Source organism: Longitalea arenae (assembly GCF_016924755.1).
GTDB lineage: Bacteria > Bacteroidota > Bacteroidia > Chitinophagales > Chitinophagaceae > Niastella > Niastella arenae.
The window spans coordinates 112,050-138,671 of the sequence record NZ_JAFFJX010000013.1 but is presented as its reverse complement, the minus strand read 5'-3'; the positions used below and the strand labels follow the sequence as shown (position 1 = coordinate 138,671).

Annotated in this window: 22 protein-coding genes; 14 read left to right on the top strand and 8 right to left on the bottom strand. The window is 47.4% G+C overall.

The features are described from left to right. Positions 1-129: 129 nt before the first annotated feature. Positions 130-483 carry a helix-turn-helix domain-containing protein gene (locus JT717_RS21935; protein WP_205513183.1) on the bottom strand — a complete coding sequence of 118 codons (354 nt, stop codon included), beginning with the start codon at positions 481-483 and terminating at the stop codon, positions 130-132. Positions 484-696: 213 nt separating this feature from the next. Continuing rightward, the gene (locus tag JT717_RS21930) at positions 697-1,341 is read right to left on the bottom strand and encodes a GNAT family N-acetyltransferase (protein WP_205513182.1); all 645 of its coding nucleotides are present in this window, start codon (positions 1,339-1,341) and stop codon (positions 697-699) included. Between the two features lie 240 nt (positions 1,342-1,581). Here JT717_RS21930 and JT717_RS21925 point away from each other — a divergent pair, with 240 nt between their 5' ends. After that, positions 1,582-2,478 carry a hypothetical protein gene (locus JT717_RS21925; protein ID WP_205513181.1) on the top strand — a complete coding sequence of 299 codons (897 nt, stop codon included), beginning with the start codon at positions 1,582-1,584 and terminating at the stop codon, positions 2,476-2,478. 437 nt (positions 2,479-2,915) lie between these two features. Here the strand turns inward: JT717_RS21925 and bamG are convergent, their stop codons facing one another. Together bamG and JT717_RS21915 are read right to left on the bottom strand one after the other, a co-directional pair. Continuing rightward, complete coding sequence (gene bamG / locus JT717_RS21920) at positions 2,916-4,166, bottom strand: BamG family beta-barrel-assembly machinery protein (protein ID WP_205513180.1); 1,251 nt, start codon at positions 4,164-4,166, stop codon at positions 2,916-2,918. 9 nt (positions 4,167-4,175) lie between these two features. Next, on the bottom strand, positions 4,176-5,537 hold the full coding sequence (locus JT717_RS21915) for a DUF4270 family protein (protein WP_205513179.1): 1,362 nt from the start codon (positions 5,535-5,537) through the stop codon (positions 4,176-4,178). A 743-nt stretch (positions 5,538-6,280) separates the two neighbouring features. Here JT717_RS21915 and JT717_RS21910 point away from each other — a divergent pair. The 11 genes from JT717_RS21910 (at position 6,281) to JT717_RS21860 (ending at position 19,535) form a co-directional block, all read left to right on the top strand. Next, entirely contained in the window at positions 6,281-7,318 is a 1,038-nt protein-coding gene (locus JT717_RS21910) for a Kelch repeat-containing protein (RefSeq protein ID WP_205513178.1), read from the top strand. Further along, the gene (locus tag JT717_RS21905) at positions 7,305-7,649 is read left to right on the top strand and encodes a DUF4907 domain-containing protein (protein ID WP_205513177.1); all 345 of its coding nucleotides are present in this window, start codon (positions 7,305-7,307) and stop codon (positions 7,647-7,649) included. The genes JT717_RS21910 and JT717_RS21905 overlap by 14 nt, the downstream gene beginning before the upstream one ends. 11 nt (positions 7,650-7,660) lie before the next feature. Next, complete coding sequence (locus JT717_RS21900; RefSeq protein WP_205513176.1) at positions 7,661-8,368, top strand: LytR/AlgR family response regulator transcription factor; 708 nt, start codon at positions 7,661-7,663, stop codon at positions 8,366-8,368. 179 nt (positions 8,369-8,547) lie between these two features. Next, positions 8,548-9,021, top strand: coding sequence for a Panacea domain-containing protein (locus JT717_RS21895; protein ID WP_205513175.1), 474 nt, complete (start codon positions 8,548-8,550; stop codon positions 9,019-9,021). Next, positions 9,021-9,416, top strand: a complete 396-nt coding sequence (locus JT717_RS21890) for a hypothetical protein (protein WP_205513174.1) — start codon at positions 9,021-9,023, stop codon at positions 9,414-9,416. Before JT717_RS21895 ends, JT717_RS21890 begins: the two co-directional genes overlap by 1 nt. 526 nt (positions 9,417-9,942) lie before the next feature. Continuing rightward, a complete protein-coding gene (locus tag JT717_RS21885; protein ID WP_205513173.1) occupies positions 9,943-10,698 on the top strand; it encodes a murein L,D-transpeptidase catalytic domain family protein in 756 nt (251 codons plus the stop codon). A gap of 513 nt (positions 10,699-11,211) precedes the next feature. Then, positions 11,212-12,186: a Gfo/Idh/MocA family protein gene (locus tag JT717_RS21880; protein ID WP_205513172.1), complete on the top strand. Its 975-nt coding sequence runs from the start codon at positions 11,212-11,214 to the stop codon at positions 12,184-12,186. Between the two features lie 8 nt (positions 12,187-12,194). Then, complete coding sequence (locus tag JT717_RS21875) at positions 12,195-13,607, top strand: sugar transferase (RefSeq protein WP_205513171.1); 1,413 nt, start codon at positions 12,195-12,197, stop codon at positions 13,605-13,607. A 138-nt stretch (positions 13,608-13,745) separates the two neighbouring features. Continuing rightward, positions 13,746-15,326 (top strand): M1 family metallopeptidase, encoded by a 1,581-nt coding sequence (locus JT717_RS21870; protein WP_205513170.1) that lies wholly within the window; start codon positions 13,746-13,748, stop codon positions 15,324-15,326. A 105-nt stretch (positions 15,327-15,431) separates the two neighbouring features. Further along, complete coding sequence (locus tag JT717_RS21865; RefSeq protein WP_205513169.1) at positions 15,432-18,518, top strand: M1 family metallopeptidase; 3,087 nt, start codon at positions 15,432-15,434, stop codon at positions 18,516-18,518. A gap of 108 nt (positions 18,519-18,626) precedes the next feature. Continuing rightward, on the top strand, positions 18,627-19,535 hold the full coding sequence (locus JT717_RS21860) for a GNAT family N-acetyltransferase (protein ID WP_205513168.1): 909 nt from the start codon (positions 18,627-18,629) through the stop codon (positions 19,533-19,535). A 9-nt stretch (positions 19,536-19,544) separates the two neighbouring features. On the opposite strand, the gene JT717_RS21855 is transcribed toward JT717_RS21860, so the two are convergent. The 4 genes from JT717_RS21855 to JT717_RS21840 all read right to left on the bottom strand — a co-directional run bounded on the left by JT717_RS21855 (position 19,545) and on the right by JT717_RS21840 (position 22,761). Continuing rightward, positions 19,545-20,309 (bottom strand): class I SAM-dependent methyltransferase, encoded by a 765-nt coding sequence (locus tag JT717_RS21855; RefSeq protein WP_205513167.1) that lies wholly within the window; start codon positions 20,307-20,309, stop codon positions 19,545-19,547. A gap of 90 nt (positions 20,310-20,399) precedes the next feature. Beyond that, on the bottom strand, positions 20,400-21,236 hold the full coding sequence (locus JT717_RS21850; RefSeq protein ID WP_205513166.1) for an FkbM family methyltransferase: 837 nt from the start codon (positions 21,234-21,236) through the stop codon (positions 20,400-20,402). Beyond that, positions 21,236-21,913, bottom strand: coding sequence for a 2-C-methyl-D-erythritol 4-phosphate cytidylyltransferase (locus tag JT717_RS21845; protein WP_205513165.1), 678 nt, complete (start codon positions 21,911-21,913; stop codon positions 21,236-21,238). Before JT717_RS21845 ends, JT717_RS21850 begins: the two co-directional genes overlap by 1 nt. Positions 21,914-22,386: 473 nt before the next feature. Further along, positions 22,387-22,761, bottom strand: coding sequence for an STAS domain-containing protein (locus JT717_RS21840; protein WP_205513164.1), 375 nt, complete (start codon positions 22,759-22,761; stop codon positions 22,387-22,389). Positions 22,762-22,870: 109 nt separating this feature from the next. On the opposite strand from JT717_RS21840, the gene JT717_RS21835 reads away from it, so the two are divergent. Both JT717_RS21835 and cmk read left to right on the top strand, forming a co-directional pair. After that, positions 22,871-25,399 (top strand): ATP-dependent Clp protease ATP-binding subunit, encoded by a 2,529-nt coding sequence (locus tag JT717_RS21835; protein WP_205513163.1) that lies wholly within the window; start codon positions 22,871-22,873, stop codon positions 25,397-25,399. 432 nt (positions 25,400-25,831) lie between these two features. Continuing rightward, positions 25,832-26,521 (top strand): (d)CMP kinase, encoded by a 690-nt coding sequence (gene cmk, locus JT717_RS21830; RefSeq protein ID WP_205513162.1) that lies wholly within the window; start codon positions 25,832-25,834, stop codon positions 26,519-26,521. Positions 26,522-26,622: the final 101 nt, after the last annotated feature.

Below are 26,622 nucleotides of genomic sequence, written 5' to 3'. Positions count from 1 at the left end.
GTAAGGTGCGCTGCATGAGTCAGCTTGTTTGTTAAGCATAAGCGCACCTGACAGGTCTGTTGCTTTTCGATAGCTTCGACCTGTCAGGTCCACGCAACTTACTGCCGATGCAAACGGCCGCTGTCGACCTTACAGGTCTTGTTGTTCTCTATACTTCTTTCTCCATTCGGTAGGAGTGAAGCCGGTTTCTTTACGGAACAGACTGGTGAAATGCGTCACGTGACTGTAGCCAATAAAATAGGTGATATCGGTGACCGTGAGGTCGGTGGTGCGCAGTAAATGCTGGGCTTTCTCCAGCCGCAATTGCTGCAGGTAGGTATGAATGCTTTGCCCGAATAATTCTTTAAATCCCTCTTTGAGTTTTGCTTCATTGATACCGGTTTGCCGGGCTAATTGCGGTATCGTAATGTGCTTGTCGAAATTTTCGGCAAGGATCGTTCTGGCCTGCTGGATATTCGCCATATCCTGGTTACTTAAGGACATAAAATAAGGTTTAAACCGCTTGTCTGATCTACTGTAGAACGGTTATTGACATACGAAGTTAAGAAAATTTAGGCGCTTCTCCTTTTTTCTATGCCTCCTTGCCTTTTCTCTATGCCTTTGCCTTGATGCCTTTCTTTATGCCTGTATGCCTTTGTGCCTTTTCTCTATGCGTCTATGCCTCGTTGCCTTTTGCCTTTTTTGCCTTTTCTTAATTTACGTTTGTTTCTGCGCATATCGGGGGTAGATGTCCGAAAATAGCCCATATTTTTCCCGCGTATACAGAAAAACCTGTATGCCCCGCCACTTGCGGGCGGCACTTTTGTCGAATCCCGTATGATTGGCCAGCTGCATGTAATGCTTGTCGCGTTCATGCAGTTCCCATACCAAACGTTGAATATTCGTATGCGAAAAGAAATAATGCAGGCAGCTGAAGATCGCATAGTAGCCACCCTGACGTATATGGGTAACAGTGGGAGATAATAATAAACGGATGGCATGATCGCCGGGAAGGTATTCATGCGGTCCTTCATCTACGCCGGAACCCTGTTTATCGCCATCGCAGATCTCGATCACGAAAGCCGGCTGATCATTGATCAGGCCCATTAAAGGCTGGGCAAAATCACATTGCAGCATGATATTATAGGTCTCGCGCAAATGTTTTTCGGGCAGGTGGCCGGCACTGGGCAGCTTACGCGCGATCTCGCGTAATAACCAGCGGGAGATATAGGGCCAGTCGTCCCCCAGGGAAAGGGGGCGAAGCGTAATGGTGACCTTTCCCCTGGCAAAGGACTGCGTGTAAACAGCACCGTGTTTATTGTCGGGCAGTAAGGAACTGTATAACGATAAGGTTGTATTCATGGCAATAGCATTTTCAAACGGGAAGTTGGTTCGATCAAGGGAATAAGAACCCGTGAACCTGTGAAGTTCTGCCGGGTGAAGTAGTTGAGTAGCCGCCATTGCCCGCGGTTCCGGCAATATAATTAACCGCAGCCGCTTTTGATTATGAAATCGGGAGAAATATTTATCGCGTGACTAATTCACAATGGCATATTCGTTTTGGCAGCCCAATTGCCGGATTATTTAATACCTTCGGCCGGTATGGGTATACAGCGTTTTCAGCACCTGGCCGGATGCCGGTATTGGTTGCTCCTTGGTATCATCGGTTTCCTGGCCTGTAACCAGGTTAAGCCGAACAGTAAAATCATCGGTTTTGCCAATACGCCGCAGGAGGCTATTGTCAAAGATCCCAGGCTGAATGAAGTGTCGGGCATTGCCGACAGCAAAGCAAATCCCGGCTATTTATGGGTGCAGCAGGACAGTGGTAATCCGCCCGAGATTTCCCTGGTAAAAAAGGATGGCAGTGTTGGCAAGACCATCCGCCTGGCCCATGTGATCAACCGCGATTGGGAGGACATCGTCTTGTCGGGTGGTCCCAAACCGGCTACCGACTACCTCTATATTGCCGAGACCGGCGATAATTTACTGGTATATAACGACTATGCGATTTACCGCTTCGAGGAACCCCTGGCGGCTACGGATACCGTACAGCATCTCGACCGCATCGCCTTTTTTTATCCCGATGGCAGCCATAATGCCGAAGCCATTTTAGTGGATCCCGAATCAAAAGATATCTATATCATTACCAAGACCGAGACCCGCTCGAAGATCTTCCGCCTGAAATATCCCTACAGCACGACGCATATGAACAGGGTAGAAGAGGTGGGCACCCTGTCGTACAATTATGCCGTCAGCGCGGCCATTGCGCCGAATGGGAAAGAGATTGTAGTGAAAACCTATGACGCAATCTATTATTATCAAAGATCCGCGTCGGAGAGTTTAGTTCAGGCGCTATTGAAAGAGCCAACGAAGCTACCCTATATCCAGGAGCCACAAGGTGAGTCGATTGTTTTTGATAATAACAATACCGGGTACTATACGCTATCTGAAAAAGCGCTGTCTTCAAGTGTAAAGCTGTACTATTATGGAAGACAATAGAACGTCTTGTTTACGATTTCTAGGTGAGCGTTTATGGTTTTTGGTTTGTGGTTTGTGGTTAGATTTTCAATAACCAACGAGTCTTGCCATTATAGCGAAATACTACTTGTTTACCTATTATCTGCTTACAACCTGATATTTATAACCTTGTTTTTGGTTTGTGGTTTATAGTTTATGGTTAGATTTTCAATAACCTACAGGCGTCGTCATTATAGCAGAATACCCTAGCTTTCCTATTATTTTTTTACAACCGAAATCTTATAACTTAAATATAAAAAAGGGTGTCGCGATATATTAATCGGGACACCCTTTTTCTGTGATAAACTTAAAACTGTGAACTAAGAACTAAGAACTTTGAACCGCCCTGGAACCTGCGACTTGTAACCTGTAACGCATGTTGTTAAACGGTATCCCGTTCCCAACCAGGAGGCAATTTGTTAGTCATATTTGCGTCCCTTACTGTACAACACTTCCCGGTATGACAAAGACAAAGTGAATTGAAAGTAATTCTCCCGAACCAGATTATTCGTAAGCGTTCCCCGTCTTCCGGCTTCTACGGCTAAGTTGTAGGCCAGTCCACGGCTCAGGTAACCGCCATAACCAACGGTAGCGCCATAGCCTTCAATTTGTTGTCCCTTTACCTGCAGGTACGATTTATCAGAGAAGAGGCCGGCAGAGAAATAACTTTTCTCGGCCACCATGCCAAAGCGTTGTACCTGTCTGGAGAACTGTACACCCGCCGATACGCGTTCACTGTTCACCATGGTCCAGGTACCGCCGCCGGGATTGATCTTGTTCCAGTCGCCATAGGTATAATCAACGGTGAAGGTCGTGCGGCCTTTATTGGTGAGGCTGATCCCGGCATCGTATTGCCAGGGCAGGGTGAAATTGCCATCGCTTAATTCTTTATCCTGTTCCACCACGCCACCGCTTTCGGTCACCGTGAGTGTTTTATTGGAATTGAGATCGCTCTTGCTGGTCACTTTTCCGCCCAAAGAAAAACGCCAGTTCTTATTGATCTTGGCGCCATAGATGGCGCCGCCTTCAAAGCGGAAACCACTGTAATAATCGGTCACCTGGGAAACCACATTCGAGCTGAGTCCACCCCCGGTGAGGGTCTCTATCTGGTTAATAGAACCGAAGATAAAGGAAGAGCGTACGCCCAGGGCCAGGTGTTTGCCGAGGGCAAAACCATTGGTCCAGAAAACATGCTTCAAACCCCCATTGCCCTCATAGAGGCCGGTGTATGTATTGGGAGAACCTTCCACGGTCTTCTGGGCGTTGAAGGAATAGTTCACGTAACTGAAAGGCATAAAACCCACGCTGCTGGCCCAGTGATTGTTCAGTTTGGCCGAGATGGAAATGCGTTTGATGGTAACGTCTTTCGTAGAGCTGTTATCGCCATTGATATTGTTGCCTTTGAAGGAAACCGTTTTACCCACGATGCCGAGATCTACCTGGGCCAGGCTTCTTTCGAGGCCGACCAGCGAAGCCGGGTTCTTATTGATGATAAAACCGGGGGTCGACATGAGGGAAGTACCGGTATTGGCCATACCACTGCTGCGGTCGGGATGCAGTTCCTGCAGTTCACCCACACCGTATACTGAATACGGTGAGGCCATATTCTGCGCTTTTGCTGTTGCCACAAGCACCACGAAGATCCCGCTCAGTATAAATATTTTTCTCATTATAGGTGGTTATTCGATTGTCAAAAGATTTAAGATCAGTCTGGTTTGGTAGTTCGTGGCATTGTGCAGGCTGCCGATGACGCCGCGGTTGATCTGTTTGGCGGTTTCGGGATCGGCTTCCATGATAAAGAGGCCGTTCTCGATGCTGCCGGGGGTATTTAATAAGGCATTCACGTAACTGGTGATATGGAATTGATACCGGGTAGCGGTGCCATAGAGGTAATCAATTTCAGGGGTCCGCACCTGCTGCATATTACCCACGGTATCGGGCAGGGCGCCGCCCACTGCATTCGACACGTCGGTGGTTCGCAGGTGGAGGGAGCCGGGCAGTTTATTATCGTACATCCCGTAACTGCCCCTGATGGGTTTTAATTCCAGCCGGGCATCCATGAGCCGCACCACTTCATTGATCTTAAGCACATCGCGCAGGGAAGGGAAACGAACTTTCAGCAATACGCCGGTTCCGCTTTGGGTAATGCCGAATGGATTGGTATTGGTAGCAAAGAATTCCTGCTGGTTGGCAAAGCTGCGTTGCAGGATGGTACCCGTGCGGTCGGTCAAAATGCGGTTGAACTGCAGCGTTGGATTGGTAAGCACAAATTCCAGTACTTTATCCTGTTTGCTGGGCAGGGTGAGGTGATAATGGAGGCGCATGCTGATACTGCTGTCGCCCATATTAAACCCGTATACCGCGCCAGCGTTATTGTTGGAAGGCTGGATGCAGAGGCCGCGGAAAAAGTCGAGCCAGTTCTCGGCGCTGGTGAACTGGGAAGCTTTTGTCTGGATCTTCGTATAAAAATCCTGGCCCATGTCCTGGGGCAATTTGATGATGATGGAATCCCGGTCGTTATTGGGTCGAACAAGTTTTGAATAGGTTACCAGGGAAGCGCCTTTTAAAGGGAAGCTGGTCTTGTTATAGATCACCTGGCGGTTATTGACCGTTTTGGCGGTCGGTTGTTCGGCCAGCTGGTATACCGAGATGGCAAAAGGCTGGGTGGTATCGCCATAATAGTAACCGCTGGGTTTCATATAGATGACCAGGGAATCGTAAACGGCGCTTTTGGGCAGCAGGGTAGCAGCGTCTTCAGAAAGGGTAGGCAGGCCCAGTTGAAAGAAAGTACTTGCATTGGTCTTGCCGGTGTAGGCATCGTGGTAATTGCCTATGAGGGCAAACTGGTTGTTATTGGTGGTGAAAGAATCCAGTACAAAACTGGATAATAAAACGCCCACGGTATCTACGGTAATGATGCGGGTATGGCTTTCCGCCCGTTCGATACCCACCTGGATATCTTTTTTATAACACGATGAGAACAGGCCGGTGATAAGGATACAGCAAGTAAGAATAAAAGGCGCCCTTTTGTGTATATACATATTATGGTTAGTGAGTGATTGTTAAGCTGAATTCGTTTTAGGTTTACAGGTTAATGGCTGCATATGGAAACCGCATGGTTTTGGCGGCTGTAAAGTAATGGAATATAAGGTTTACAGTTTTCGCAGCCGGCATTTTTGTTTTCATTTTAACACCTCTTTGTGTTCAATTCCCCGCTTCTTGCTATAGCTTGCTGCGTTTCCATTATCTTTTCAGGCCAGCAAATTACCGGGTGCGAAATACCAAATTTTGTTAACATATATGGCTTCTACCGGATAATCGACGAAGCGTTTATTTTTGCCGGTGGAAATTAAATGGCTGATTGGCAACCGAAATTTTGCAAATTTGCAAATTTATAATAAGCCGGGTAAACTTCGCGAGAAATCTCCGGCGCCGGCTGCAAAAGTGCAGCGCTGAAAATGATATGGGCGAACAGATATGTTAATACTTGGTTAATCTTGTGGTTTACAATATTTAACATGTTGGTTGTTTATGTAAGTTGGCAGCTTTTAATAAGAAAAACTTGTCAAAATGGGGCGTGGTCCAAAAAAATAAAGATTTTTGCGCCCGGTTGGTCGAGCCAATAACCTTGTCTATCTATTTTATAAACTTGTTAGGAACACACGGAAATATTTTTACCTGTCGAAATAATAGATTAACTAGCGAACGCAAGTAAATGCGGGTCGCCCGGGATCCCCGGATACCGGTGATGTACTAAAAAAAACAAACAGAAAATAAAACAAAAATGAAGAATGTTCTAGTTTACTCCCTGGCCCTTGTGATTGCTACCGCACCAATTCTGATCATTCCGGCTTGTAGTAAGAGCTCCTCTGACAGTACAAGCGACCTGGTGGGTAACTGGGCAATCAGCGATTATTTTGATGGTCCGGCCCGCAGCGAAGCTGTTGCTTTCACGATCAATGATACGGTGTTCGTGGGCACCGGTTTCACCAATACCAATACAAGACGTTTTAAAGATTTCTGGAAATATTCCCTGGATAAAAGATACTGGACGCAGATCGCCGATTTCAAAGGCGGTGAGCGCAGTTCAGCCATCGGTTTTGCCGTAAATGGCAAAGGTTATGTTGGAACCGGTTATGACCTGGATGCCAACTATAAAAAAGACATGTGGCAGTATAGTCCCGACAGCAATGGCTGGGCGCCCAGAAGAGATTTCGGCGGCACGGCCCGTGCAGAAGCAGTTGCTTTTGTAGTAGGCGGCACTGCTTATGTGGCTACCGGTTTTGATGATGCCTACCTGAAAGATGTTTGGCAATACAACGCCAATTCCGACACCTGGATCCAGAAAGCCGGCATCTCCGGTTCTAAAAGAAAACAGGCACAGGTATTCGTAATAAATGATAAAGCGTATTTGATCAGCGGTGAGAACAATGGTTCTGCGCTGAACGATATGCAGGTCTATGATCAGAATGCCGATAGCTGGACGACGCTGCGTAAGCTGACCAATGTTACTGATGAAACCTTTGATGATGATTATACCAGCATCGCCCGTTTCAATGGCGCTACTTTTGTAATTGATGGCAAAGGTTACCTGGTAACGGGTGAAAGCGGCAGCCTGAACAACCGTACCTGGGAATACGATCCTGCGAATGATACCTGGGATGAAAAGACCAATTTCAGTGGAACTGCCCGTACCGGCGCCATTGGTTTCACTCTGAAGAACCGTGGTTTTGTAGTGAGCGGCCGCAGCGGTACAGCGCCTTTCGACAATATGTACGAACTGCAGCCTGGTGCAGCTGATGATGACGATGACAATCTCTAAAAAACATAAACTGGTACTGCTGGCGGCAATCCTTTTTGCAGCCGGCAGTACTTTTTTTATGCTGGTACTGAAACCGGCTGAGCCCAAAGGTTTACACTATAGTTGTTTTAAGACCGAACGGGGTTGGGGTTATGATGTGCTCTTTAATGAGCGCATTATTATTCATCAGCCCTTTATCCCCGGCAAATCGGGCGGCGATGGTTTTGCCACCAAAGAGCAAGCCGCCACTGTTGCGAAAACTGTTATAGAAAGTATAAAATCAGGCAACGACCCCTTATTTGGGCGGCCCCCGCTGCAACGTCGCGCCGACTCCGGCGCTCATGCAAAGTAATCTGAACTTGCATGACAATTAACTGCATTATCATCGACGACAACAGCTCAGCACTCGATCTCCTGGAAGATTTCATCCGCAAGGTACCTTACCTGAACCTGGTGGCCCGCTGCGATGGCCCGGGATCGGCTTTCCCTTATTTCGAGAAGAATGTAATCGATCTCGTGATGCTCGATATCAGGATGGGAGAGCTCAGCGCCACAGAATTCCTGAAAAGCCTGAAGCGCAAACCCGCCGTGATCTTTGTAACCGCGCATAATGATCTGGCCCTGGAAGGATTTGAACAGGATGCCATCGATTACCTGCTGAAGCCCGTACCCTTCCATCGTTTTCTGGCGGCTGTACATAAAGCGTATGAACATATCAGCTATAGAAAGGCGCGGGCTCAACCGAAAAAAGACGATTTCCTTTTTATTAAGACGGCGCATAAGATCCAGAAGATCTTTTATAGTGATATACTTTATCTGGAGGGACTGAAAGATTATACCCGCATTCATCTTGTCGATAGCAAGAAACCTTTTATTACCCTGCAAAGCCTGAAATACTTCGAGACCCGTTTGCCGCAGGATGAGTTCATTCGCATTCACCGTTCTTATATTATTTCTTTGCGGAAAGTAGATACGGTTTCGCGCAAGGCGGTGTTATTGGGGGAAACGGAGCTGCCTTGTAGTGAGCATTACAGGAATATGCTGTACGCGGTGATCGGGGAGAAGTTATGAGTTATTGAGTTATTCGGTTATTGAGTTATTCGGTTATTGAGTTTCGCGAGTGTATTTAACTTAATAGTTTAGGAACTTAATAACTTCGGAACTGGTTGTCCGTTAGCTAAGAAAATTAGTAATTAAAAATAAATACTTATATTTGGTGTGAAAGGAAATCAAAAACCTGCCATAACCGAATGTCTTATCCAGCATCACTCATAGCATTTGCCTTTGTAAAAAAAGGCATCGATGAGGGCAAATTTGTAACCCAAATGAAGTTGCAAAAACTGGTCTATTTTGCCCAGGGTTACCACCTGGCCAAATACCACAAGCCCCTTATCAATGAAACATTCCAGGCCTGGATGTACGGTCCGGTCATTCCCGAGATCTACCAGGATTTTAAACTCTACGGCAGCCGGCCCATCACCGATACCGTTGAATTCACCCCTTCATCCACTTATACCCCGCCATTCCACCTCGATGCCGAAGCCCTCGATACCATCAATTATACCTGGGGGGTCTTAAAAGATTTCTCGGCCATGTCGCTGAGCAATTGGACGCACCAGCCCAACGGGCCCTGGTCAAAAGTATACGACCCCGAGGTAAAATCAACCCCCATCAGCAACGAGGAGATCAAACAATACTTCGAAAAATTGCTAATCAGGGCATAATGAAAACACCACCCAATCCTGTCGTTGCCCCGGTTGACGAGGCAAAGGGTCTTTTGCAGCCATTGCTGGAAGAATCGATAGCCACGCGGGTGAATGTGAAGGATGCGAATGTGAAGGAGGTGAAGGTGCTGGATATGGAGGAGGAGTTCTCGCGGGCCCAACTGAAAAGGTTGCTCGATGATAACAGGGCCCGCAAGGTCTTCAGCGTTATCATTTTTGTGATCACCGTTTTATGGATGTTCCTGGTGCTCTTCATCGTGGTGCAGTGCAGCCGCGGCGTGTTCACGCTGTCTGACGGGGTGCTGATCGCGCTTATTACGACGACGACGGCCAATGTGTTTGGGTTTTTCTATGTGGTGGTGAATTACCTTTTTAATAAGGAGAAGTCTACCTAAGCGTGGCTTCGTGCCGGTTACCGGTTGCCGGTTGCCGGTTACCGGGAAAGGATCTTTCATATGAAACGTGGGATCTTTTTTACACGGGATGTTACAGGTTACATGTTACAAGTTACAGGGAAACGCTCCTTAAAAGAAAGATCTTTCATATGAAACGTGGGACCTTTTTTACACGGGATGTTACAGGTTACATGTTACAAGGTAACAGCCGGGTAAGGGCCCTGCAACCTGTAACCTGAAACCTGCAACCCTTGCAACCTGCAACCTGAAACTTGTAACCCTTCCAACCCCTGCAACCTGGAACCTGCAACCTGCAACCCTTGCCCCCTGCAACCTGGAACCTAACTTGTAACCCTTCCAAACTGAACCATCTATTTATTTATACACAATTACACGTAAAGCCGCTTGTAAAAAAGTTAAAAACGGTTGAGGGATATAATTAATGCATCGGGATCGTCGTTACCGGACTGATTATTGTTACTAAAGGGCTATTTCGTACAACTATCCACAAAACGGGAACGGATCCATGCGAAAACCATTAATCGTAAAACCGGGAAAACGGCTATGCCTGGCTATGGCATTCAGCCTGGTAGCATTATGCGCCACCGTACCAGTGCAGGCAGGCACGGGAGCGGGTGCCCTCTTTTCTGATACTTCTGCCACACCGGCCACTTCTTCTTTTTTCTCTATCAAAAATAAATTGAATGTGTACGACAGCCTGCACCTCGATGCAGCGGGCCTGTCGAAAAAGATCTTTACCATGGCCCTCAAGGGCATGGCCAAACTGGTGCGCAGCAAACAGATCAAAGACAACCTGCTGGCGATCGTCGATTTCAGTCAGCCCAGCGTGAACAAGCGCTTATACGTCATCGATCTGAATGCCTGCCAACTCCTCTTCAATACGTGGGTGGCCCATGGTATGAAGACCGGCAAAGAAAAAGCCGTTTCTTTCAGTAATAAGCCCGCGAGTAATAAAAGCAGTCTGGGTTTTTATGTAACCGGTTATGCCTACCAGGGCAGTAATGGTTATTCGCTGAAGCTGAAGGGGATGGAAAAGGGCATCAATGACTACGCCATGCGGCGCGGCATTGTGATCCATGGGGCGGATTATGTAAATGAAGACCTCATCAATAGCCAGGGGTATATCGGCCGCAGCTGGGGCTGCCCGGCCGTAGCGCCGGAATTGTCGCAACAGCTGATCGACCTGCTAAAAGAAGGATCCTGTTTGTTTATCTATCATCCTAGTACAGCCTATCTGAGCAGGTCACAATTTGTCAGATAAACAGTGTTGAACGATTTTGAGATTTTGAGATTTTGAGATTTTGCGATTTTTGAATCCCCGAAATCCCGATAGACTGGGAATTTCTGATTTCTGATTTAGAGATTTCTGATTTACATATATCGACATTTTCGATTTTGAGATTTTGAGATTTTTCGATTTTGGTTTTTTAAATCTCGAAATCCCGATAGATTGGGAATTTCTGATTTCTGATTTGGAGATTTCTGATTTACACATTTTGCGATTTTGAGATTTTGCGATTTTTGAATCCCCGAAATCCCGATAGACTGGGAATTTCTGATTTCTGATTTGGAGATTTCTGATTAACATTATCGACATTTTTCGATTTTGAGATTTTGCGATTTTTGGATTTTGGTTTTCAAATCTCGAAATCCCGAAATCTCGAAATCAGAAATTTCTTCATCTAACTTATTAACATCCAATATAATTATTGGTTATAAAAAAGCTAAGGGCTAAAAGGTGCAAGCCGTTATCTTTGCGCCTTTAATTGTACGTATGCTAAAGATCGGTGTATTCGGTGTAGGACATCTCGGTAAATTTCATTTGAATAACTGGAAGGAGATCAAGGGTGTAGAGTTGGTAGGTTTTTGTGATCCTTCCGATGACGCGGCCCAGGATGTGTCTGAAAAATACCAGCTTCCCCGTTTCCTCGATGCAGAGCGGCTGATCGACGCCGTAGATGTCATTGACGTAATCGCTCCCACCAACCATCACTTCGAACTGGCCAAAATGGCCATCCGCAAAGGCAAACATGTGTTCCTGGAAAAACCCATGGCCCATACCATGCAGGAAGCCCAGGAACTGGTGAACCTGGTGAAGGAATCCCGCATTAAATTACAGGTAGGGCACGTAGAACGCTTCAACCCGGCTTTTCTGGCCGTAAAAAATATGGAGTTGAATCCCATGTTCATTGAAGTGCACCGCCTGGCGCAGTTCAATGTGCGTGGTACTGAAGTGAGCGTGATCCTCGACCTCATGATCCATGATATCGACATCATTCTCAGCCTGGTAAAAAGCGAGGTGAAACAGATCTCGGCCAGCGGCGTGGCGGTGATGACCGATACCCCTGATATTGCCAATGTACGCATCGAATTCAATAATGGCTGTGTAGCCAACCTTACTTCCAGCCGCATTTCGATGAAGAAAATGCGGAAAATGCGGGTCTTCCAGAAAGATGCTTATATCGGCATCGACTTCCTGGCCAAGACCTCGGAGGTCATCAAACTGAAATCGCCCCAGGATATCGACGCCTTTTCCTTCGACCTCGATACCGTGCACGGTAAAAAGACCATTGCCGTGGTGAATCCGCAGGTTCCGGAAGTAAATGCAATAAAAAAAGAACTGGAATCGTTTCGAGATGCGATCCTGAACAATACCCCTACACTGGTATCCGAAGTTGACGGCTACCGGGCCATGGATGTAGCACATCAGATCTTGCAAAAGATAAAAAACAATAATATTATCGTGTAACCCTTTACATGCCATCCGTAAAACGCATCCATAGTACCTGGTACCTGCTTGGCGACTACCTGGCGGCCATCCTGGCCTGGATCGTGTTGTACTTCTCCCGGCGTTATTTGTTACACGAACACATTATTGTTGAGGATGGTCTGCTCCTGAACGACCGCTTCTGGTGGGGCATTACGGCCATCCCCATTACCTGGATCATTTTTTACACCCTCGTTGGGGCCTATCATTCGCTCTACCATAAAAGCCGCCTGAACGAATTCGTGATTACCACACTCTGTTGTATCATTGGCTGCACGGTCATCTTTTTTGCCATCGTGATCAATGACCCGCAGAAAGATTATACCTATTATTACAAGGCGCTGTCAACCTATATTGCCGCCCAGCTCGTCTTCACCTGGATCGGCCGGGTGATCATCCTCGATAAAGTAAAACAACAGATCCGCAAAGGCGAGATCCGTTTCAATACCTTGCTGATCGGGGGTAATAGTATTGCCGAAAAGATCTACCTGGAAACCCGCGACGGCCTGCGCATCGCCGGCTACCATTATACCGGATTTATTTGCACCGGCGAGCCCAATGGCATTCGCAAACACCTCGACTGGCATGGGCAGCTGCACGATATGGAAAAAGTGGTGCAGAAGCATCATATTCAGCTGGTGGTGATCGCGCTGGAAAAAGAAGAAAAGGCCCAGGTGGAAAAGATCGTGAACCGCCTGAGCGAAATGGATGTGGAAGTGAAGATCGTGCCCGATGTACTGGATATCTTATCCGGTTCGGTGAAGACCAGCAGCCTCTTTGGCGCCGTGCTCATTGACATTAAATCGGGCCTGATGCCTGAGTGGCAGCAGAATATCAAACGGGTGATCGATGTTTCGGTGGCCATCCTGGCATTTATTTTCGGATTGCCGCTGATGTTATATGTGATCATCCGGGTAAAGATGTGTTCACCCGGTCCCATCTTTTATTCGCAGGAACGGATCGGGTATAAAGGCCGGAAATTTCGCATTTATAAATTCCGCTCGATGTACCATCCGGCGGAAAAGAATGGTCCGCAGTTATCCTCAGAGAACGACCCCCGCGTAACGCCCTGGGGGCGGGTGATGCGGAAATGGCGCCTCGATGAACTGCCGCAGTTATGGAATATCATTAAGGGGGAAATGAGCCTGGTAGGGCCCCGGCCGGAACGGGCTTATTATATTCATCGTATTCATCAGAAAGTGCCTTATTATTCCTACCTCCTGAAAGTGAAACCCGGTTTAACTTCCTGGGGGATGGTGCAGTTCGGCTATGCTGAAAATGTAGATGAAATGATCAAACGCATGAAATACGACCTGATCTATATTGAGAATATTTCCCTGGCGCTGGATTTCAAGATCATGGTGCATACCTTGCGGATCATCTTTATGGGGAAGGGGCGGTAGCGATGTGCTGATGTGCTAATGTGCTGATGTGCTAATGGAAATACAAAATACAAATACAAATTAGCTGCTGTGCTGATGGCAATGTGATAATTAGCTAATGTGATAATTAAATACAATCTTTTAACTAAGAATTTTCTAATGAAAACGTTCTGTGGTTTATTGATGATGATAGCGGCATTGCCACAAATGGGTTTCTCGCAGACTAACGTTTACTGGCAACAGGAAGTGCATTATAATATCCAGGTGGCGCTGAACGATAAACAGCATAGCCTCAAAGGCAACCTGCAGGTAGATTATATCAACCACTCACCCGATACGCTGACTTATATCTGGTTCCATATCTGGCCCAATGCGTATAAAAATAAAAATACCGCCCTGGCCAAACAACTGGCAGCCGATAAAAGCCACGACAAAAAGATCACGGAGACCGAACCCGGTTATATCGACAGCCTGCGTTTTGCAGTGAACGGACAAGCCATCACCGCGCAAAGCGATTCAAATATCGATGTGGTGAAGCTGCTGCTGCCGCAACCTTTATTGCCTGGCAAACAGGTGACCATCACCACGCCTTTTTATGTGAAACTGCCGAACTATTATTCCCGCTCCGGCTACAGCGGCGATCAGTTCATGGTCTGCCAGTGGTATCCCAAACCGGCGGTCTATGACCGTACGGGCTGGCATGCTTTCCCTTATCTCGACCAGGGCGAGTTTTACAGCGAATACGGCAGCTTCAAGGTGAACATCACCGTACCGGCTGAATATGTAGTGGGCGCAACGGGTACCCTCTTAACCCAAAGCGAACTGAATAAATACAAACAGCTGGGCATGGAGAATAACAAAGGGCTCAAAACGCTTACTTATAAAACAACCACGCCTGGTAAACCGAAGACGCTGCAATATGCCGGCGAACGCATTCATGATTTTGCCTGGTTTGCGGGCAAGGATTATATCATCCGGTATGATACCCTGCAACTGAGCGGCCGCGATACCGCCATCAATGTATTTTCTTACGGACAACCCGCTGGTAATAAGACCTGGAAGAACAGCGTAAGCTATATTAAAGACGCGGTGCGTCATTATTCCAAATGGATCGGGCAGTATCCCTACCCGGTGGTGCAGGCCGTGGAAGGTCCCAAGAACCTTTCTTCCGGCGGCATGGAATACCCGATGATCACTTTGATTACCAGTCCGAACGCCAAAGAAGAAGAAATGGATGCGGTGATCACCCATGAAGTAGGGCATAACTGGTTCATGGGCATCTTGGGCACCAATGAGCGCGATTTTCCCTGGATGGATGAAGGCATAAATACCTATTTCCAGTTCCGTTATGAAGCTGAGAAATACCGCACCAACAGCCTGTTCGGATCCATGATCCCCAAAGATGTGAAGGAATTGGATGTGGCGGCTTTTCAGGCAAGGATCTACGATGTGTTGAATTCCATTCCGGCCGATCAGCCGATCAGCACCGGTTCTACCGGCTTTAATAATAAGGATGAGTATGGATTGGTAGTGTATGTTAAGACTGCCGTATGGTTGTATATCCTGGAGAATGTGCTGGGCCGCGATGTGCTGGATAAAGGATTACAAGCCTATTTTGCCAACTGGCAGTTTAAACATCCGACCCCGGAAGATCTGAAGCGGGAACTCGAGAAGGTGAGTGGACGCGATCTTAGTGAGTACTTTGCTTTATTGGATAAGGAAGGCAAACTCGTGAAATAATTAGCTAATGTGCTAATATGCTAATTAGCTAATGAAAACACCTTTTTTTCAGAACCTCATCTGTATTTATATCAGCACATTAGCACATCAGCTAATTAGCACATTATGAAAAAGTTTTACCTGCTTATATTGATCGTCCTGATTGGCATGCGGGGTCTTGCCCAATCTTACTGGCAACAGGAAGTACATTATACCATTGATGTAAGCCTGAACGACCGCGAGCATACACTGGATGGATTTTTAAAGCTGCGTTATATCAATCATTCGCCCGATACGCTCACCTTTATCTGGTTCCATCTTTGGCCCAATGCGTTCAAGAATGACCGCACGGCTTTTACGGAGCAGACGCTGGCGAACGGTAATACGGATTTTTATTTTTCTGCCCGCGAGAAGAGAGGGTATATCAACCGCCTCGATTTCAGGGTGGGCAATAATACGGTTAAAACGGAAGATCATCCCCAATACATCGATATTGTAAAAGTGGTATTGCCGGCGCCTTTATTGCCCGGACAGGAAACTGAGATCACCACGCCTTTTCATGTGCAGCTGCCGGCGAATTTTTCCCGGGGCGGACATACAAAACATTCTTACCAGGTCACGCAATGGTATCCCAAACCGGCGGTCTATGACCGTTATGGCTGGCATCCCATGCCTTACCTGGACCAGGGCGAATTCTACAGCGAGTTCGGCAGTTTTGACGTGCGCATTACCGTACCCGATCAGTATGTAGTAGCGGCGACTGGCGAGCTGCAGAATGAAAGCGAAAAAGAGTGGCTGAAAGGAAAAGCGGCAATGAGAAATGGACAATCGACAATCGGCAATCAACAATTGGCAAAAGGCAATAGGCAATCGGCAAGGGGCGATGAACAATTGACAAAAGGCAATAGGCAATCGGCAAGGGGCAATGAACAATTGGCAAAAGGCAATAGGCAATCGGCAAGGGACAATGAACAATTGACAAAAGGCAATAGGCAATCCGCAAGGGACAAAAAGGAGGTAGTGGCTAAAGGGGTAGGAAAGAAAGCGGCAAAGGAGGCGCCAGCCGACAAAACGATAGCCAAAAAAACGAAGGCCGCGAAACCACAAACCACAAACCACAAACCACAAACGCTTGCATCTAAACGAAAAGCCATCCTAACACCACAGACTACCAAAACCCTGAGATACATACAAAATAAGATCCACGATTTTGCCTGGTTTGCCGACTCCAATTTCATCGTACAACAAGATACCATCCAACTGCCATCAGGAAGAGTAGTGCAGGCCATGAGCTTTTACCGTTCGGCGGAGAGTAAGGGCTGGACAAACAGTATACAGTATATCAAGGATGCGGTGCATTTCCGGTCGAGGTTGATTGGCGAATACCCGTATAATGTAGTGAGTGTGGTGGAAGCCAAAATGGGTTCTGCCGGTGGAATGGAATATCCGACCATCACGAGTATCAGTCCGGGCATAGATGCCAAACAACTCGATGTGACCATCGAACATGAAGTGGGCCATAACTGGTTCTATGGCATTTTGGCCAATAATGAACGCGAACATGCCTGGCTCGATGAAGGCGTGAATTCTTATTATGATAACCGGTATAAAGCGCTCAAATACCCGAAATCCGATCTGATCAGGTGGGTGCAGCAAAAAATACCCCGGCGGGAAGAAGAGCTCCTGATCGATGCGCTGGCAAAGATCAAAAAAGATCAACCCATTGCTACGCCTTCCGCCGATTTTACCTATTTGAATTATGCGGCCATGACCTATATGAAAACGGCGATCCTGTTAGAGCACCTGGAGCAGGCCATGGGCACCGCCCGCTTCGATAGCTGTATGCAGGCCTATTACCAGCAATGGCAATTCAAACATCCTTCACCGGCCGATTTCAAACAGCATTTTACCGTTGGCGATGGCAAGGCGGTAAATGCCTTTTTTGATTCCCTGCAAACAACGGGCGGGATCAATGCCGATGCCAAACGGAAGAAATTGCGGCCGGCATTTATGTTCTCGCTGAAAGATTATGACAAGGTGAATTATGTAAACTGGATGCCGGCCCTGGGCTATAATGTGTATGATAAATGGATGGTCGGTTTAATACTGCATAACTATACGATGCCTGCGCATAAACTGCAGTTCTTCCTGTCGCCCATGTATGCGCCCAGCAGTAAGGAATTTACCGGGTTGGGCCGCGTCGGTTATACCTGGCGGCCGGATGGCGCCTTTGAAAAAATTGATCTCTCGGTGAGCGGCGCCCGCTTTTCAACCCGCGCCGGGGTCGATAGCAACGCGCATAAAGTACATGCGGGTGTGCAGAAAATAACGCCTGCGCTGCGTTTTACTTTTGCGAATGCGAACCCGCGCAGCACTGTAGAAAAATGGCTGGAATGGCGCAGCTTCCTGCTCTGGGAAAAGAATTTCCGCTATGTGTTGAAAAGCGAGGATGGGGAATTCTATCCCACAGAAGGCACATCAACCCATCGCTATTTGAACCAGCTTGGTTTTAATATCACCGATTACCGGGCTTTATATCCGTACGATGTGTTATTACAGGTACAGCAGGGGGAAGGTTTCTATCGCGCTTCTGCCACGGGCCATTATTTCTTCAACTATGCGAATTCTGGTGGTTTGCAAATGCGGGTCTTTGCCGCCAAGTTTGGTTATCTGGGCGAGAAGACCGTGTTCAAGCAGGCGCAGACTTCGATCTACCAGCCCAAGCTCACCGCGGTACGGGGCAATGAAGATTATACCTATAGCAATTATTTTATCGGCCGTAATGAAACAGATGGGATCAGCAGCCAGCAGATCATGATGCGGGATGGCGGCCTGAAACTGCGCACCGATCTGTTCCAGGGATTGCAGGGGCGGTCAGACAACTGGGTGGCTTCGATGAACCTGAACACTACGCTGCCCAAGGGTTTATTGCCTTTTAATCCACCAATAAAGATCTTCTTCGATGCAGGCACTTATGCCGAGGCCTGGAAGAAGAATGCCGCTACCAGCCGCTTTTTATATGTAGCCGGTTTGCAGCTCAGCCTGTTCAAAGACCTTTTACAGATCTATGCGCCGGTGCTCTATAGCAAGGAATTCAGGGATAACCTGAAGACGGTTCCCGATGAAAATGGATTCTTTAAAAAGCTTTCATTCAGCATCGACGTGCATCGCTTTAATATTCGTAAGGCAACGGGAAATAAGATCCCGTTCTAAGACCTGAAGACCTGTAAGAGCTTGTCCGCCTATTTGCCAGATGCATCATTTGCGTTTGCATCTTTAGTAAATTGACTGGCGCCTGACAGGTCCCATTTATCACCCACTATGCACCGAAAGATTCAATACCTGCAGCGTCACCAGCTCGATACCGGCAAATGGGATCGATGTATCATACGCGCTGCGAATGGATTGATCTATGCCCATACTTTTTTCCTCGATACAATGGCCACGCATTGGGATGCCCTGGTGCTGGGCGATTATGAAGCGGTAATGCCTTTGCCCTGGCGAAAAAAAGGCGGCATCAAATACCTGTATAAACCGGCTTTTATTCAACAATTGGGGATATTTACTGATCTGCCATTAACCGTTGAGTTAATGAATCTTTTCCTGGAATTGCTGCCTCTGCATTTTAAATACGCCGCGGTCTTTTTGAACCATGCACATCCTGTTGTTGATCTTCCAAAACATTCGAATTTTATTTTGCCCCTGCAGGCGCCTTATGAACTTTTACGCAAGAACTATAAAACCGACCTGCTTAAAAATCTGAAACGCTGCGAACGGTTTCAGCTGTTCTATTCCGCCGAAGGCGATTACAGCCAAACCCTGCTTTCCTTTAAAGCATTATATGGAGAACGCCTGCAGCATATCACCGATGCAGATTATGATCGATTGGGAAAAGTATTTGCTTACCTGCACAAGCAGGGCCGCTTACTCGTAAGAACGGTTAGTGCGAATGGTAAATTGCTTTCTTCAGCCGTCTTGCTGCAGGATGCCAAGCGGCTCTATTTAATGGCTTCTGTTACGGGCGCAGAAGGGCGTTCCGCAGGCGCGAATCATTTTCTGATCGATGCCCTGATAAGGGAATTTGCCGGCACCGCCTTGATCCTTGACTTTGAAGGTTCAGATCAACCCGGCATTGCGCATTTCTATAAAAATTTCGGCAGTATCGATCAGCCTTATTTTTTCTACACCTATAACCGCCTGCCCTGGCCATTGCGTTTATTCAAGAAATAAAGGGCTCGTTTACACTTTCAACAAATGAATAAAGCCCTCCCCGGGTTGGATCGCATAGCGGTAATATTCCTTCAGCGAATCGTATGACCAGTAGTTCACCTGGAAACCGGCTGCTTTGAGGCGCTCGAGGTAATCGGTCAGGGAATAAATACGCACATGATCTTTTTGTCCAAACCACGCCGATTGTTTTTGCGGGTCATTGATCGTGGGTTCTTCCCGGGTAATCGGAATCCTTTCAGAAAAAGGCGCCTGTAAAACCGCTATTCCGCCGGGTTTCAATACGCGGTAGACCTCCTGCATGGCGCGGCGGTCGTCGGGAATATGTTCCATAATATGGTTACCGATGACCATGTCGAAGGAATGGGTGGGGAAGGGGAGTTGGGTAGCATCGGCATATTGAATATGGGGATCGATCTGCTTGTAGAAACCCGGCACCAGGTCGGTGCTAATGACCGAAGCCTGTTTGTGCAGAAAGCGGAAGAGAAAAGGTTCGGGCGATAAATGCAAAATACGTTTACCGGCCACCGGTATTTTGGTGGAGAAGATCGCGATCATCAAACGTTCGCGGCTGGTACACATACACCAGGGGCAATACACATTTTCGCCATAACCCGCTACCACCTCGAATTGTTCCAGCGCATTTTTATCGGCAGCAGATGGGTAACGCGGCGCGAAAGCATCGTACTGTTTACCGCAGTTGTTACAGGTGAAGCGATCGCCTTTGCGCGAACGGTAGCTGAACCGGAGCCAGCCTCGCTGTGCATAAAAGAGCAAAAGCCGGTAATTGCCCTGCAGCCCGTGATAGAGCTTTAGTTTTTTCAGTATGGAAATGAGTAATTGTTTTATACAAAAGGATTTACCGGGTTAAGAATCAATGGTGCCTTTATAAGCAACATACAAATTTTCAAAGTCCAGCGCTCTTTTTTCCACCCGGAAACCAAAGCGGGCGGCGGCGCTCTTGAACAACTGCAGGTTCTGCTCCGAATGAATTTCAATGAGAATGGTATCGGTGATGACCATCCAGTGCTGTGGATCATGTAATAAAAAAGATTCAGCGCCTTCGATATCGATCTTGATGATGTCGATATGGGTGATATGTTGTTCCTGGATGAATTGATCCAGGACGATGCCTTTTACCGGGAAAGGTGTAATGGCATCGGAGAGTTGCGAATTATAAGAATAGCTGGCTTTCTGCAGATACACGGTTTCCCTGCTGTTGCTGATGGCCGCATGGATGGCTTTTACTTTACCATTGCGGATCGCAGGTTGCAGGTTATTGGTGAGTAATTCGTAATTGGCTTCATCGGCTTCGATGCAATAGATGGTTGCCTGGGGGCACTGAATATTGAAATAAGCGGCGGTCATCCCGATATGGGCGCCGAGATCGAGAATGGTTTTGGCGCGCGCAAAAAGCGGCGCCGGCAATTGATAGATCGAACGCCAGAAAACATCATAAAAGATCTGGAGATCGCCCTGGTAGGTGCGCAGGTAAAAAAGGCGGATATGTTTATGCAATTGCAGCGTATATGCCACCTGCAATGCATTGCTGTAAAGCGCGGGATTGTTCCTGCTGCGCTTTGCTTTTTTCGTATGCACGAGTAAACGCCAGAAGCTTAGCGGAGTGGCAGCGCTGCGGCAGCAAAAGCCGAATTTGCTGAAAGCGGTGAATACCCTTTTTACTATTTGCGGAAGCGCCGGCATCAGGAAGGGTTATTTGCGGCCAGGATCTTTTCCGCCAGCAGGAGGTCCAGCGGCCGGGTGATCTTGATATTGGTCGATTCGCCTTCGGTCAGCTGAATGGGAATACCCAGTTTTTCCACGACGCTGGCCTCATCGGTGAACGAAGCATCGTAGGCTTGTTCAAATGCTTTTTGGATGATCTCGCTGTGAAAAGTTTGCGGGGTTTGAATGATGCGCACTTTATCGCGGTCGAGCGGCTGATTGCCTGCAGGTGTTTCGATCCGCAGGGTATCGATGGGTTGAATGGCGGGGATGGCATTTCCTTTATCCAGGGCTTTCTCGTAGCAGCGGTGAATGAGGTCCGTTGTGATCAGGCAGCGCACGGCATCGTGCACAAATACGATCGATGTTTCATGGATCAGGGCAAGACCGTTCTTTACGGAATGAAAGCGGGTGTCGCCACCTACCGTAATGCGTATGCGGGTTGGATCGCTTGTCGTGTTCACGATGGCCTGGCCTGTGTTTTGATGCGCTGATGGCAGCACGAGAATGATCCCGAGATCTTTCCAGGCAGAGAGGAAAGTATTGAGTGAATGCCATAATACCGGCTTTCCGGCTACCGGCAGGAACTGTTTGGGGAGGGCGGTGCCCATGCGCAAACCGGATCCCCCGGCGACGATGATAGCGTATTTTTTCAAAGGCTTTGCGTTCTTTTATTGTCTCGATTTAAATGCAGGCTTTCTGGTGTTGGTCATGCGTTACAAGTTGCAGGTTACAGGTTTCAGGGGTTACAAGTTTCAGGTTACAGGTTGCAGGGTTACAGGTTTCAGGTTTCACGGGGTTACAGGTTTCAAGGATTACAAGTTTCAAGTTTCAGGTTCTTGGTTGCAGGGCGTTGGACCCGGCTTTGCCTTGTAACATGTAACTTGTAACCTGTAACGCTCCTCTTATAGACACACACGTTTAATAACCAGGATCACTTCTTTTAGGGCGCATTTCCCTGTAACATGCAATTTGTAACCTGTAACACATCCCTATAAACCGCGTTCTCTCAATTTTAACATATCCAATAATAGGACGCATCTACATCAACCCCGGCTGACACATCGGCGGTTCTGCCTTTTGATGTTCCTTTCCGTTCTTTACCAACCGGTCAATTGTCAAATTCAAACTAGAGGGAGTCGCCCAGTTCGCGTTCGATCTCTTCCATATGCACGATGTCCCAGGCTTCGCTTTCCGTGGGCGCAAAGTTCAGTAATTCCAGCAGTCCGGCCCCGTCCAGTTCTTTTTCAACCTGCTTTTGCAGGCAACAGATCACGAAGGAAGCACTTTGTTCGTAAAACTGGTGCTGCAGCTTCACCAGGTGTTCACCGGCAGCGTTATCTATGTTTTGAATGTCTTGTAAAATAAGCACCACGTTTTTAACTTCCTGTTGCAAGAGGGGCATTAAACAGGCATCCAAATCTACTGTCATATTAGCAGATAAAACCGGCTCTTTGATCTGAATGGCATGGAATTTCTCACTGGTATCAATTTTGAACTGCATATTGACCTTTTAAGTACTTTTAATTAGCTGGAATCCGTTAATAAAGGGAACAACTAAATGTCAAAAATATTCGTTATTATTGTATAACACACAACAAATTATAAATAAAATGGACAACAATTTTTCAGCCCAGGTAAAGGAGATCATTTCTTTTAGCAGAGAGGAGGCTTTACGGTTGGGGAACGATTTTATCGGAACTGAACATTTGTTGCTGGGGTTGATCCGTGAAGGAGAGAACACTGCTGTCCGTATATTGAAAAGCTTTAATGTGGATCTGTACGAATTGCGGAAAGAGGTAGAACTGGCAGTAAAAGACAAGACCGGTAAAAACATTGCTAACATAAACAGTTTGCCACTCACCAAGCAGGCCGAAAAGGTGATCCGCGTAACTGTGCTGGAAGCAAAAGCGCTCAAGAGTCCCACTGTAGAAACGGAACATTTAATGCTCTCCATTCTTAAGAATAAGGAAAACATAGCAACTCAAATCTTAAATCAGTTCGACGTGGATTACGATTTATTCAGAAACGAATTAGGCGTTGTAAAAAGCAACGACGTACGCAGTGAATATGCCGACGAGAACGAAGACGATTTTGATGATGAAAAGAAGTATTCACAGCAGAAATCACGCTCTGCCGGCAATACAAAAAGCAAAACACCGGTACTGGACAATTTTGGCCGCGACATTACCCGTTTAGCCGAGAGTGGTGCCCTTGACCCGATCGTCGGACGTGAAGAAGAAATTGAGCGGGTATCCCAGATCCTGTCGCGCCGTAAAAAGAACAACCCGATCCTGATCGGTGAGCCCGGTGTAGGTAAAACAGCGATCGTGGAAGGTTTGGCGCTGCGCATCGTTCAACGTAAAGTATCGAGAGTATTGTTTGATAAACGCGTTATTTCATTAGACCTTGCTGCCCTGGTAGCCGGTACCAAATACCGTGGTCAGTTTGAAGAACGGATGAAAGCCATCATGAATGAACTCGAGAAGAACCGGGATGTGATCCTGTTCATCGACGAAATTCATACCATCGTAGGCGCCGGCGGCGCCAGCGGTTCACTGGATGCTTCCAACATCTTTAAACCGGCTTTGGCCCGTGGCGAGCTCCAATGCATTGGCGCTTCTACCCTCGACGAATACAGAATGTACATCGAAAAAGATGGCGCCCTCGATCGTCGTTTCCAAAAGGTAATGGTAGAACCACCAAGTGTTGATGAAACCGTTCAGATCCTGAACAATATCAAATCGAAATACGAGGACTATCACAATGTTACTTACAGTGACGATGCGATCGATGCCTGCGTAAAATTAAGCGACCGTTATATTACCGACCGTTTATTGCCCGACAAGGCGATTGACGTAATGGATGAAGTAGGCGCCCGTGTTCACTTGAAGAACATCAACGTGCCGAAAGAGATCCTCGATCTGGAAAAGAAGATCGAAGATGTAAAGGTGGAAAAGAATAAGGTCGTAAAGAGCCAGAAATTCGAAGAAGCAGCTTCTTTACGCGATACCGAAAAACGTTTGCAGGAAGAGCTGGAAAAAGCGAAAGCAAGCTGGGAAGAAGAAAGCAAACACAAACGCTATCCCATCGACGATGAAGCCATTGCCGAAGTGGTGAGCATGATGACCGGCATCCCGGTTAAACGGATGGTGCAGGCAGAAAGCGAAAAACTGCGCCGCATGGCCGAAGATATGCGCGGTATGGTGATCGGTCAGGATGATGCGATCGAGAAAGTGGTGAAAGCCATTCAACGTAACCGCGTGGGTTTGAAAGATCCCAAAAAGCCGATCGGTACCTTTATCTTCCTGGGACCTACCGGTGTTGGTAAAACCGAGCTGGCCCGTTCACTGGCCCGTTATATGTTCGACTCAGAGGATGCGCTGATCCGCATCGACATGAGTGAATACATGGAAAAGTTCACGGTAAGCCGTTTGATCGGTGCGCCTCCGGGATATGTTGGTTACGAAGAAGGTGGCCAGCTGACCGAGAAAGTTCGCCGCAAACCTTATTCGGTGATCCTGCTGGATGAAATTGAAAAAGCACACCCTGATATCTACAATATCCTTTTACAGGTGCTGGACGATGGACAGCTCACCGATGGATTGGGTAGAAGGGTTGACTTCAAGAATACCACCATCATCATGACATCGAATATTGGTGTGCGCCAGTTGAAAGATTTCGGTGATGGCGTAGGGTTCGCCACCCAGGCACGTACGCAAAGCGCTAATGAAAATAACAAAGCCGTTATTGAAAAGGCACTGAAACGCACATTCTCGCCTGAGTTCCTGAACCGTATCGACGATGTGATCATCTTCAACTCGTTGAACAAAGACCATATCTTCAGCATCATCGACATCCTGATGAAAGGAGTGATGAAACGTTTGGCCAACCTGGGATTCACCCTGGAGTTGACGACCGAAGCAAAACACTTCATTGCTGAAAAAGGCTACGATCAGCAGTTTGGCGCCCGTCCGCTGCACAGGGCCATCCAGAAATACCTGGAAGATCCCCTTGCAGAAGAGATCCTGAGCCTGCATATTAAACAAGGCGACACCCTGGTGGCCGACCTGGATGCAGAGAACTCAAAGATCAGGTTCACGCTGAAGGCAGAAAAGGAAAAATCCGAAGCAAACAACTAAGTATTAGATCAATATACCCGACCCCGGCGCTACCGCCGGGGTTTTTTTATGCATTTCCGGGGGCGCTGAACAACTAATCAGGTAACGGAGCGTTTATATAACTGCGTCCCTCGGTTTACATTATTCCCGGGTACTATGGGGCATTATCGCTGTGCCGGCATATTATCAGGGTTACCTCTAAGGTGGTGACTGCTAACCAGGTGACACAGCGTAGTGTGCCGATTTAGTCCCACTACAAATTGGATGTCGTCCCTGACCAGGGGCGACATTGTTTTTGAAAGGCAACAAGGCATAAAGGCATAGAGGTGTGCGGCATAGAGGCGGAAGGCCAGTCCCTTAGCAATCATTGTTTTCGATTATGCAGCCTGTTAAAAATTGAAAGGCCCGGGCCTTGGTTCTTATGTGTTGTGTTTTACTTTTGCAACAATACCTATGCAACAAAAGATCATTATCACCATCGATGGGTGGTCGTCCTGCGGAAAAAGTACACTGGCCAAACAGCTGGCCCGGGAGCTGGGATACCTTTATATAGATAGTGGAGCGATGTACCGGGCAATTACACTTTATTTTTTACGGAATCACGTCGACTGGACGCATCACGATGCGGTAGCCGAAGCCTTGCAGCATATCAAGCTCACGTTTATGTCGAACCACAAGACCGGCCAGAGCGAGATGTACCTGAATGGAGAGAATGTGGAATATGTGATCCGTGACCTGGTGGTTGCCGAAAAAGTGAGCGAGGTAGCCGCCATCAGGGAGGTTCGGGAATTTGCCGTGCGGCAGCAGCAGGACATGGGTAAACATAAAGGGATTGTGATGGATGGCCGCGACATTGGCACGGTGGTATTTCCCAAGGCCGAGCTAAAGATCTTCATGACCGCCGATAATGATATCCGCGTGAAACGCCGTTTCCAGGAATTGTATGAAAAGAACCCCAACGTTACCATGGAAGAAGTAAGGGCCAACCTGGAAATGCGCGACTATATTGATTCTCACCGCGAAGTAAGTCCGCTGCGCAAAGCCGACGATGCCCTGGAGCTCGATAATTCCCATATTACCATGAAAGAACAGCTGGATATCGCCAAAAAATGGGTGGAAGAGCGCCTGCAGGCTGCTGCTTAATGAAAAAGTCAACTTCTACACAAGCCGGCCGGAAGCGGGCCGGCTATTGATGATCAATGATATATGTGCGAAACTTTAATGTACACTTGTTTCAAGTCAAT